Here is an 11269-nt window from a genome sequence, read left to right as displayed (position 1 = left end):
GAGAATGATGACCGATCTGTCCCGGCGCACCCTGCTCGCCACCGGCCTCGCCGCCGGCGCGCTGCCTGCCGTTCCCGCCCAGGCCGCCGCGCCTGCCAACATGCCGAAGCCCTTCGGCGCTACGCCCAGCCCGCGCCAGTGGCGCTGGCACGGGCGCGAGCAATACGCCTTCGTCCATTTCTCGATCAACACCTTCACCGACAAGGAATGGGGTTTCGGCGACGAGAGCCCCAAGCTGTTCAACCCGAGTGATTTCAACGCCGACCAGATCGTCGCGGCGGCCAAGGCCGGCGGGCTCGAGGGGCTGATCCTCACCGCCAAGCATCATGACGGCTTCTGCCTGTGGCCGACGATGCTCACCGAGCATTGCATCCGCAACAGCCCCTACAAGAACGGCAAGGGCGACATCGTCCGCGAGATGGCCGATGCCTGCCGCCGCGCCAAGCTGCCCTTCGGCCTGTATCTGTCGCCCTGGGACCGCAACCATGCCGAATATGGCCGCCCGGCCTATGTCGCCTATTACCGCGCCCAGCTGACCGAGCTGTGCACCCGCTATGGCGACCTGTTCGAAGTGTGGTTCGACGGCGCCAATGGCGGCGACGGCTATTATGGCGGCGCGCGCGAGGCACGGAAGATCGATGCGCCGCGCTACTATGACTGGCCGTCGATCGTCGCGCTGGTCCACAAGCTCCAGCCGAACGCCTGCACCTTCGATCCGCTCGGCGCGGATATCCGCTGGGTAGGCAATGAGGACGGCGTCGCCGGCGATCCGTGCTGGCCGACCATGCCGGACGAGCCCTATGACCAGAAGAACGGCAATGCCGGCGTGCGCGGCGGCGCGATCTGGTGGCCGGCGGAGACCGACGTCTCGATCCGTCCGGGCTGGTTCTACCATTCCGACGAGGACTCCAAGGTGAAGAGCCCGGAGCGGCTGATCCGCCTGTATGACGAGTCGGTGGGCCGTGGCACCAACCTGAACCTCAACCTCCCGCCCGATCGCCGCGGCCGGATTCCCGACCAGGACTTCAAGATCCTCAAGTCGTTCGGCGACGCCATCCGTGCGACCTTTGCGAAGGATCTCGCCAAGGGTGCCGTGGCGCATGCCAGCCACGCCCGTCCGGGCTTCGCGCCGGCGCGGGTGCTCGACGGCAATCGCGAGACCTATTGGACCACGCCCGACCAGGCGACCACGCCCAGCCTTACGCTCGACCTCAAGCCGGGCACCCGCTTCGACGTGATCCGGCTGCGCGAGTATCTCCCGCTCGGCGTGCGCGTGACCCGCTTCGCGGTCGATGCCGAGATCGGCGGCGTCTGGAAGACGCTGGCCGAGCATGAATGCATCTCGGCCCAGCGCGTTATCCGCCTGACCGCCCCGATCGCCCCGCGCCGGGTGCGTCTGCGCATCCTCGAGGCGCCGGCCTGCCCGGCGATCAGCGAGTTCGCCCTGTTCGCCTCGGTCGCGCCGGTGCCGGTACCGGTGATCGTCTCGACCGACCCGACCGTGCTCGACGTGACCAAATGGAAGGTGGTCGAGGCGAGTGCCCCCAGTGCCGAGAAGTTGCTCGACAATGAGGCAAGCACGATCTGGGTGCAGCCCAGCCCCACCGCCGGCAAGCCCGCCAGGGTGACGGTGGATCTCGGCGGCGACGCCGATCTCGCCGGCTTCAGCCTCACGCCTTCGCGCCAGGTGATGACCGGCGCCGCGCCGCCACGTGGGTATGTCGCGGAAACGAGCCGCGACGGTACCAATTGGGAACCAGCGGCGAGCGGCGAGTTCTCGAACATCGCCTATGCGCTCTCGACCCAGCGGATCGCCTTCGCGAAGCCGCGCCTCTCGCGCTACCTGCGGATCAGCTTCGCCGAGACTGCGGTGCCGGCCGGCCGTCTCGCGATCGCGGGCATCGGCGGCTTCACGCCCGCCCGCTAACCCCTCTCAACCAAGCCGCACGACGCGTCACATGGCGAGCAACCCGCTCGTCCTGTGGCGCGTTGTGCGTTGTGAGCCAGGCGCGCCGCGCCGGAGTGACGTAATTTTGCAACTGGTACGCAAGATGCTCACGACACATAGCACCAAATGCGTTTTTGGTATTGAAGTGATTTTTCACCTATGACAACTTCATTGCAGTCGAGGGTCTGCAGATAAGACCCGGACACATGGAGACCGCCTTCAGGCGGCCGGGTCATTGGGTGGTGCTTGTCGATGAAAACGTCTCGCCGCGGCGCTATGGGATTGGGAATCGGAGGCGCGGCCCTCGGCGTTGCTGCGCCGGCGCTCGCCCGCCCCGCTAACCGTACCCTTATTCTCTCGACCTGGGATTTCGGCGCGCCCGCCAATGCCGCGGCCTTTGCGCAGTGGAAGAAGAGCGGAAGCCTGCTCGATGCGGTCGAAGCCGGTGCCCGCGTGCCCGAGGCCGATCCCAAGAATCATTCGGTCGGCTTTGCCGGCTATCCCGACCGCGACGGCCATGTGACGCTCGACGCGATCATCATGGACGATCGCGGCAATGTCGGCGCGGTGGCCGCGCTCGAGGATTTCGCCCATCCGATCTCCGTCGCGCGCCGGGTGATGGAGAAGACGCCGCACACCTTCCTGGTCGGCGAAGGCGCGCACCAGTTCGCCGAAGCCGAAGGCTTCGAGAAGGTCGCCATGCCGACCGCCGAGGCCGAGAAGGCGTGGCGCGACTGGCTCAAGACCGCCAAGTACAAGCCGATCGTCAACATCGAGAACCAGCGCGGCTCGGCGCTCGACCATGATACGATCGGCATGCTGTTCTGCGCACCCGACGGCCAGCTTGCTGGCGCCTGCACCACTTCGGGCATGGCGTTCAAGCTGCGCGGCCGCGTCGGCGATTCGCCCCAGGCCGGCTCCGGCCTGTTCGTCGAGGCCGGCGTCGGCGGCGCCACCGCCACCGGTGTGGGCGAGGAAGTCACCCGCATTGCCGGATCGGCTCGCGTCGTCGCCTCGATGCGCGCCGGCATGTCGCCCCAGGCCGCCTGCCGCGAAGCCGTGCTCCACATCCTCAAGCTGCGCGGCGACGCCGTGCGCGACGCGCAGGTCGGCTTCCTGGCGATCAACCATCGCGGCGAGATCGGCGCCTTCGCGCTCCAGCCCGGCTTCACCTACGCAGTGACCGACCTCGAGGGACGAACCCAAGTCCTGGCCTCCGAGAGCTTAAAGAAGCCCGCGGCCTCCAAGTAATCCTCACCCATTCCTGGTTTTCCAAGGGGGAATTAATGAAGAAGTTCAATGCCTTGTTGTTGAGTTCCACCTGTTTCGCGGTGTTGATCGCTGCGCCTGCCATGGCGCAGGAAGCGGAACAGGACAGCACCGCAGCAGCGGCTGCGGATACGCAGGACACCGGTGCGATCATCGTCACCGGCAGCCGCATCAACCGGCCGAACACCACGGCGGCATCGCCGATCACCTCGGTTACCTCGGAGTCGATCCGCGCCCAGGCGGCGGTCAACATCGAAGAAGTGATGAACCGCATCCCGCAGGTCGCGCCGGACAGCCAGCAGAACTATCAGGATTCGGACGGCCGCCAGCGCATCAAGCTGCGCAACCTCGGCTTCGAGCGCACGCTGATCCTGGTCGACGGCAAGCGCCTCGGCACGATGAACGGCCTCGACGCGAACATGATCCCGACCTCGCTGATCCAGCGCGTGGACGTGCTGACCGGCGGCGCCTCGGCAGTCTACGGCTCGGACGCGGTCGCGGGCGTCGTGAACTTCATCATGAACAAGGACTTCGAAGGCCTTCAGCTCAACGCGAACTACAATTTCTACGCGCATGAGAACAAGCCGGGCCTCGTCTCGAAGGTCGCCGGCCCCTATGCCTTCGGCACGCCCAAGGGCCTGACCACCGACGGTGGCCGCGCCGACATCTCGCTGACCGCCGGCAAGAAGTTCTTCGACGGCAACCTCAGCCTCAACGGCTATGTCAACTACCGCAAGGCAGAGCTCGTGCCCTATTCGGCGCGTGAGACTTCGGCTTGCCAGCTGGTCGAGAGCGTCAAGGACGGCCCGCTGACCTGCTCGGTGTCGACCTATTCGCCGAGCGGCTATGTCTCGCCGCGCAGCGGCCCGAACAGCGGCACCCAGTATGTCAACAACCCGAACGGCACGCGCACCTTCGTGCCGTACGGCGCTGGTGTCGGCAACGCCGCCAATCCGTATGACGGCTATTCGTTCCAGCGCGAGAACGAGCGCTGGAATGCCGGCGGCTTCGCCTCGCTCCACCTGTCGGACGCTGCCGAGCTCTATGTGAACGGCATGTGGTTCCGCGACCGCTCGAGCAACCCGTTCCCGGCACGTGTCTACAGCTACACCGCCTATGGCAGCACGCCCTACCAGGTGAACTGCAACAACCCGTTCCTGTCCACCTCGCAGGCCACCGCGCTCTGCGGCGTCAACGCCGGCAGCGCCACCGCCAAGGCGGATCTGGACGTTCGCTACCGCTTCAACGGCCTGGCCCAGGCCGAAGACGTGTACCTCAACCAGGGTACCCGCATCTCGGCCGGCATCCGCGGCAACTTCGCCGAGGCGTGGAGCTATGACGTCGGCGGCGTCTACGCCCGCAACCGTCAGGACTATACCGGCAGCAACTTCCCTGACTTCGCCAAGATCAACCGCTCGCTGAACGTCGTGAACGTCAACGGCACCCCGACCTGCCAGTCGGTGGTCGATGGCACCGACCCGAGCTGCGTTCCGTTCGATGCGTTCAGCGCGAACAACAACAACGCCGCCCTCGCCAACTACCTGCTGACCGGCCGCAACGGCACCACCACGACCGTGAACACGCTCTACAACGCGATCGCGACCGTGCAGGGCGATCTCGGCAAGTACGGCATCACCAGCCCGTTCGCGGAAGACGGCCTGGCCGTGGCGTTCAACGCCGAATATCGTGAGGACAAGCTGCGCGGCTTTGCCGACGATATCTACCGCGCGGAAAATGGCGGCACGGACTCCAATCTGGGCCAGCATGTGTGGGAAGGCAGCGTCGAAGTGCAGGCGCCGCTCGCACAGCGCAAGCCGTTCGCCCACCTGCTGCAGCTCAACGGCGCGTACCGCGTGTCGAAGTACAGCAGCAACCCGGACAAGTTCTCGACCTGGAAGGGCGAGGCGATCTGGGCCCCGATCCCGGACATCACCTTCCGCGCATCGATCAACCGCGCCCAGCGCGCCCCGACGGTCGTCGAGGCCTATCAGGGCAGCAACTCGAGCTGGAGCCGGATCACCACCGCCTATAACGACATCTGCGCCCCGACCGTGATCCCGAGCACGACGCCCGGCGGCCCGGTGACCTACGGCGCGCCGGTGGCATCGCGTGAGGCTTGCCGCGCGACCGGCCTGGCGGACAATCTGTACGGCAGCGCGACGCTGCTGTGCGGCGACGGTGCGACGCTCCCGGCCGGCCAGGCTGGCTGCACCTTCCGCAGCGGCGGCTTCCCGGTCGATCCGGAAACCGCCTACACCAAGACCTTCGGCCTGGTGCTGAAGCCGCGCTTCCTGAAGGGCTTCACCTTCTCGGCCGACCGCTTCATCATCAACCTGAAGGACTCGATCGGCTATAACGGCTACGACTATTTCTCGAATGGTTGCGCCCAGACCGGCAGCGAGTTCTTCTGCTCGAAGTTCGTCCGTAACGCCGACGGCACGCTGTTCAGCACGCCGAACAGCAACCCGACCTCGGGCTATATCCGCGGCGGCACCACCAACTACTATCGCAGCAAGTCGGCGGGCTGGGACTTCCAGGGCCAGTACAACCTGAACCTCGCCAAGGTCGGTACGCTCGGCTTCGACTTCTCGGCCTCGCTGACCACCTATGCCGGTGGCCAGGACTCGCCGATCCTGAAGAAGTACAACTGCGCCGGCTACTACGGCTCGGGCTGCGGTCAGCTGATCCCGAAGTGGTCGCACAACCTGCGCACCACCTACACGACCGCTGACGACATCTTCAGCGCATCGTTCAACTGGCGTCACCTCGGTCCGCTGACCAACGTGACCAACTCGAACGATCCCAACCTGCAGTGGAACCCGGGCGACAACCGCGCGACCTTCTACCGCATCGACGCGCAGGACTATTTCGACCTGTCGCTCGCGGTGCGCGTGAACAAGGCCTATTCGGTCCGTCTCGCGGTCAACAACCTGCTCGACACGACCCCGCCGATCCTGCCGAACTCGTACAACTACGGCCTGTCGCGCAACAACACGCTGTCGGCCCGCTACGACTCGCTGGGTCGCCAGGTCGCCATCGGCACCACGATCAACTTCTGATCTAGTTTTTCACGACTAGCCCCTGGGCCCGTCTTCTCCGGAAGGCGGGCCCTCTATTTTGGGCGTAAGGGGCCGCGAGCGTGCCTCAGAGGCCGTAAATCCGCGCTTCCATGACGGTGTTGGCGGCGGCGAGCCCGCGGCCTATCGATAGATGTCGATCACCCGTTCGCTGTCGCGATCCACGTCGATGCGCAGGAATTCGGGCTTGTCATAGAGCAGGATGATGTTCGGATGCGGCATCGGCCAGGGACGCTGGGCCCGGCCGAGCACCGCGACGACCTCGCGCCCGTGCATGCCGATGCGCACGCCGCGCACCGCATCGGGAAAGCCGCTGCTGTAGCGGATCCCGCTCACCACGCCCTTTTCGAGGAACACCTTGGTGGCGAGCGCGTCGAACCCGTAATATTCGATCACCTTCCCGCCATCCCCGGTGTCGCGGGCGTGGCGCGGCGCGGCGCCCAGCGCCTCGCTCTGGCGCAGCACCTCGGCCTGTGCCGTGCGGCGCGGAAGGGAAGCGAGATAGTCGGCAAGCGTCATTCGGCGATCCTCAGGCACGCAGCGCGTTGATGAAGTCGGAGAAGGACCCGGCGATCTTCTCGACATTGGAAAAATCGGCGAAGCGGCTCCCGCCATCGGGCGCTTCCCGCTCGTGATCCCAGAAGAATATCGCGCCATGGCTGTCCGGCTCGAGGCTGAGCAGGAAGGCGTTTCCCGCCGGATCGTCCCCGATCGGCAGGCTCGCGGCCGGGATGCGATCCATGTCGCGCAGCATCTCATAGTCTTCGAGGATATTGGGCTCGGTCCCGGGCGTCGCCGAAGCGAGGTCGTTGAGCACCGTGTCTCCGCTCTTCGGTACGCTTACCTTGTCGTCACGGACCCGGCCCCCGCTCGCCTGGCGCAGGAACGCCTTGTAGTCCTCGGGCAGGGCCGCGCCGACATGGGCCGAGAGCGCATCGATGTCCGCCTCGCTGGCCGGGGGGTTCGCCATCATCATGCGGGATCGATAGTCCATCGGGGTCCTTGCTCAATGTGTGCCGGCGATGCCGCCCGCATGGGTGAACTGCTTGTGGATGCTGCGCGGGACAAGCTGCATCGTCGTGCCGTTCTCGTGGTGATGCCATGTATAGCCCGGCGGCGACTTGTCGCCATATTCGCTTCGCCCGGTTGCGTTGTTCGCCGCGCGGAAATCCTGGCTGCGCCCCTGGAATCCGCCCGGCAGCTCGGTCTCGCTCACCGTATAAGGCCCGAAATCGGGATAGCCGTCAGCGCTATAGGTAACACGCGTGCCGGAGGCGTTCTCATAGATGGTCGAGCCGTCTTCCTGCGGATAGATCTTGCCGCCCTTGGCACGCCACTTGTCCGGGTTGGGCGGATTCTTCCAGGCATCGCCCTGGTCCTTGGGCTTCTGCCAGTCGTCATCCGGCTCCTGGTCATCATCGTCGTTGTTCGAGCCCCCGCCTCCACCGCCGGTCGCGGCGGTCGCACCGGCGGCGCCGCTCGCCGCCGACACGCCGCTGCCCGCCGCCGCCATCTGCGCGGCGGTGACGCCCGGCGTGGTGATCGCAGCACCTTCTGCTGCCACTGGGATGCCCGCATAGGCCGGCTGGGGCACCGGCATGCGGAACGAGCCCGGCGGAATGCCGCCGCTGCCGCTGATGAAGCGGCCGAGCCCGCCGGTGACTGCGCCGATGCCGGTGGCGATCGCGGCATCCTTCCAGCTCCACGGCCGGTCCTTGCCCATCAGCCGGTCGATGCCCCAGTCGGCGGCATAGCTCAGGAAGCCGCTGCCCGCGCCGACCCCGGCAAAGGCGGCGATCCCCGCGGTCGCCGGCAGGAACACGAAAGGCACCGCGGCGATAGCCCCGACCACCGCGCCCTTCAGGCCCGCCAGCAGGATGCAGGAGAGGCAGAAATGCTCCTGGTTGAGCGCCTCGTTGACCATCATGCCCGTTGCACCCGCGGCCGCACCCGCCGCGATGATCAGCAAGGGTCCCGAAATCGGCGCAGTGGCGACGACGATCGCCGCGACGGCGACCGCGGCGACGATCGCCAGCGCGGCCTTCCACCACAGGCCGGTCGGGTCGGCGCGGTTGACCGGATCATTGCCGGCATAGGCATAGCAATTGAGCCCGCCCGCCACCCCGATCGGATCGCGGCTTAGATAGCGGCCGAGCGCCGGGTCGTAATAGCGGAAGCGGTTATAGTGCAGCCCGGTCTCGGCGTCGTGATACTGGCCCGGCAGGCGCAGCGGCTGGTCGATCCCGCCGGGCAGCGCGGCCATAGCGCCGAAGCCGCTGCGCTCGGCTTCCCACACAACCCGGCCGCCCGCATCGGTGAGCCGCATCGGCACGCCCAGCGGGTCGCAATGATATTGGTGGATCGCGCCGCCCTCGCGCAGGAACAGCGGCTTCCAGGTCTGCGGCCAGTAGCAATAGTCGCGGGTGCGCTCGGGGCCGCCGCCCTGCCAGTCCGAGCCGGCATCGCCGTGCACCTGCTCGATCTCGCGGATCAGCTGCTCGCCGGCCCAGACATAGCGGGTGATGCGCTGTTCGCCGCCCTGGCCGACTTCCTTCCAGATCCGCCGCCCCAGCGGATCATAGCCGAAGCGAACCACCCGGCCGCCATCGTCCTCGGCGCGGACCAGCCGGTCGAACCCGTCATAGGCATAGCGCCAGGCATGCGCACCGCCGCTGCGGGCGATGCAGTTGCCGCGCCCGTCATAGTCGAACCGCTCGCTCCCCTGCCCGATCATGCGGTTCAGCGAGTCGAACTGCGCAGTCCCGGCCGGGCCCGAGACGCGGTTGCCGGCGCCGTCATAGGCAAAGGCCTCGCCGGCGCCGTTCGAGCGCTCGACCGCGAGCAGCTGCCCTTCCGCATCATAGCCGAAGCGCGTCGCGCCCAGCCGGGTGTCACGCTGCTCGACCAGCCGGTCGTCGCCATCCCAGGCGAAGCCCTGTTCGAACACCGGCTTGCCCGCCGCCTCGACCCGCACGCCGGTGGTGAGGCCTATGGGGTTCTGGAAGCTGCTGGTGGCCAGCCCTTCCGGTGAAGTCAGCCGCCAGCCGGCATCCTCGGGCGCATAGTCGATCGCGTGGCGGCGCCCTGCCCAGTCGGTGATGCTCGACAGGCGAAGGTCGGCGTCGCGCGTGTAGCGGATCGTCTCGCCGGTCGGGTAGGTCAGGCCGGTCAGCGTGCCGGCATCGTCATAGACATAGGCGACGTTCTGGTCGCCCTGCCGCTCCTCGATCAGCCGGCCGCCTTCGTCATAGGCCCAGGCGAGCGCGGCATCGCCGTTCTTGGCGGCGACCAGCAGCCCCTTCTCGTCATAGGTGAAGGTCGCGACGTCCCCATCGGGGGTAGCCAGCCGCGTGACCCGGCCCGTCTCGTCCTGGATGACATCGAGCACATGCCCATCGGCACGGGTGATCTGCTGGAGCCGGCCGGCGGGATCGAAGGCATAGGCCTCGCGGCTGCCATCGGCCTGGACCAGCGCCTCGGGCCGCTCGCCGGCGCCATAGTCGAAGCGGGTGGCATTGCCGTTGCCGTCGATCATCGCGACGAGCGTGTCGCCGTCATAGTCGTAGCGCTCGACCCGCCCGACCCGGTCGCGCTGGGCGGTGATGTACTTGCCCCGGGTGTCGCGAGACGCCTCGATGCCGGTGTCGCGGTAGCGGATGCCGGAGAAGCTGCCGTCGGGGAAGTCGATGCGGGTAAGCCGGTGCTGGTCGTCATAGCCGGCGCGGAACCGGGTCTCGCCGCCCCGCGAGACATGGGTGATGTCCCCTGCCGCGTCATAGTCGAGGCCGAGCGCCAGCCCCGAAGGCAGCTTCATCCCCTTGAGCTGGCCGCGCTCGTTGCTGGCCACCCGCCATTGCCGCCCGAGCGGGCTGGTGACGCGGTCGAGCATGCCGCTCGCCCCGAAGCCCAGCCGCATGACACCGCCATCGGGGTTGGTGACCAGCACATCGTCCGATTGCGGCTCGCGCCGTGCCTTTTGCGGTGTGCCCTCGAAGCTCTCCGCGATCCGGTCGCCGAGCGCGCGGCGGCGGAAGGCGGTGACATTGGCCTCGCTTATCCGATGCCGGGCGCCCACGGCGGGGCGCGGCGCGGCGCGGACGATCTCCGGCGCGCGGTATGCCATCATCCCGTCGCCACGGGTATCGACGGTCAGGAAGGCCTGGACCGGCCCGAAGAAGCTGTTGAGCTCCTCCGGGGTCGAGCTGCGCAGGAAGGCAGGGAGCAGGCGCGGATCGTAGAAGCGGAACAGCCAGCCCGCCCCTTCGGGCGAGCGGACCTTGAGGAAACGGCGCAGGTGCCGCCGGGTCGCGTCGAAGCCTGCACTGGAGAGGAGGAACACGCCCCAGGGCGCGCCATCGAAACGCGTCGCCAGTGCCTCGGCCTGGGCGGGATCGACCCGGAACAGGTACGGCGCCTGCTCGCGATAGTTGATCGCCGCGCGGCCGAGATAGAGGCAGGCCGCCCTGCCCTGCCCCGCCTGTTGGGCCATGGCGGGAATGTCGGGCGAGATGCAGCCATCGACCAGCGCATAGAGCTGCCCCGCCGCCGCCCAGCCGGCGACGTCGCGCGCGGCGACGGGCGCGAACAGGATCGGGGGCGCGGCGCTGGCCATGCGCTATTCGGTGACGAAGGGCGCGCCGCTGTCGTGCGCGCTCCCCAGCGTGGAGCTGCGCGCCTTGGCGCCGTCGCCGATCAGCACGGTCGGCGCGCCGGTGGCGATCTTGCCGCCATGGCAGGTGCTGTCGCCGATCCGGGCCGCTTCGTTGTTGCCGATCTTCACCGTCGGGCAGCCGCTCTCGATCTGGCTGGGGCTGCCGCAATCGAGCGTGTCGCCCTTGCGCGCGGCAGGCAGTCCGACGATCAGCACCGACTTCTCGCCGGTCATGATCGTGCCCTTGTTCTTGACCGGGCAAGCTTCGGTATCGGTAATCCGTGCGGCGGGCGGCATGATCTTACTCCCAGATACGCGGGACGG

Annotated in this window: 7 protein-coding genes; 3 read left to right on the top strand and 4 right to left on the bottom strand. The window is 67.5% G+C overall.

Annotation, left to right across the window (positions count from 1 at the left end):
- The first annotated feature begins 7 nt into the window (after positions 1–7).
- The 3 genes from GGR46_RS12945 (at position 8) to GGR46_RS12935 (ending at position 6276) form a co-directional block, all read left to right on the top strand.
- Entirely contained in the window at positions 8–1927 is a 1920-nt protein-coding gene (locus tag GGR46_RS12945) for an alpha-L-fucosidase (protein ID WP_183998350.1), read from the top strand.
- Positions 1928–2200: 273 nt separating this feature from the next.
- Positions 2201–3199, top strand: a complete 999-nt coding sequence (locus GGR46_RS12940) for a glycosylasparaginase (protein ID WP_183998348.1) — start codon at positions 2201–2203, stop codon at positions 3197–3199.
- A 35-nt stretch (positions 3200–3234) separates the two neighbouring features.
- Positions 3235–6276 (top strand): TonB-dependent receptor domain-containing protein, encoded by a 3042-nt coding sequence (locus GGR46_RS12935; RefSeq protein WP_246426061.1) that lies wholly within the window; start codon positions 3235–3237, stop codon positions 6274–6276.
- A gap of 141 nt (positions 6277–6417) precedes the next feature.
- Here the strand turns inward: GGR46_RS12935 and GGR46_RS12930 are convergent, their stop codons facing one another.
- The 4 genes from GGR46_RS12930 to GGR46_RS12915 are packed head-to-tail and all read right to left on the bottom strand — an operon-like array spanning position 6418 to position 11242.
- A complete protein-coding gene (locus GGR46_RS12930) occupies positions 6418–6813 on the bottom strand; it encodes a hypothetical protein (protein ID WP_183998346.1) in 396 nt (131 codons plus the stop codon).
- A 10-nt stretch (positions 6814–6823) separates the two neighbouring features.
- A complete protein-coding gene (locus GGR46_RS12925) occupies positions 6824–7288 on the bottom strand; it encodes an SMI1/KNR4 family protein (protein ID WP_183998344.1) in 465 nt (154 codons plus the stop codon).
- A 12-nt stretch (positions 7289–7300) separates the two neighbouring features.
- Positions 7301–10906: a DUF4123 domain-containing protein gene (locus GGR46_RS12920; protein ID WP_183998342.1), complete on the bottom strand. Its 3606-nt coding sequence runs from the start codon at positions 10904–10906 to the stop codon at positions 7301–7303.
- A 3-nt stretch (positions 10907–10909) separates the two neighbouring features.
- Positions 10910–11242, bottom strand: coding sequence for a PAAR domain-containing protein (locus GGR46_RS12915; protein ID WP_183998340.1), 333 nt, complete (start codon positions 11240–11242; stop codon positions 10910–10912).
- Positions 11243–11269 lie beyond the last annotated feature (27 nt).

Origin of the sequence: Sphingomonas kyeonggiensis (assembly GCF_014196745.1) — a bacterium.
Classification (GTDB): domain Bacteria; phylum Pseudomonadota; class Alphaproteobacteria; order Sphingomonadales; family Sphingomonadaceae; genus Sphingomonas; species Sphingomonas kyeonggiensis.
The sequence above is the reverse complement of the archived record's forward strand: the minus strand, read 5'-3'. Positions and strand labels throughout refer to the sequence as shown.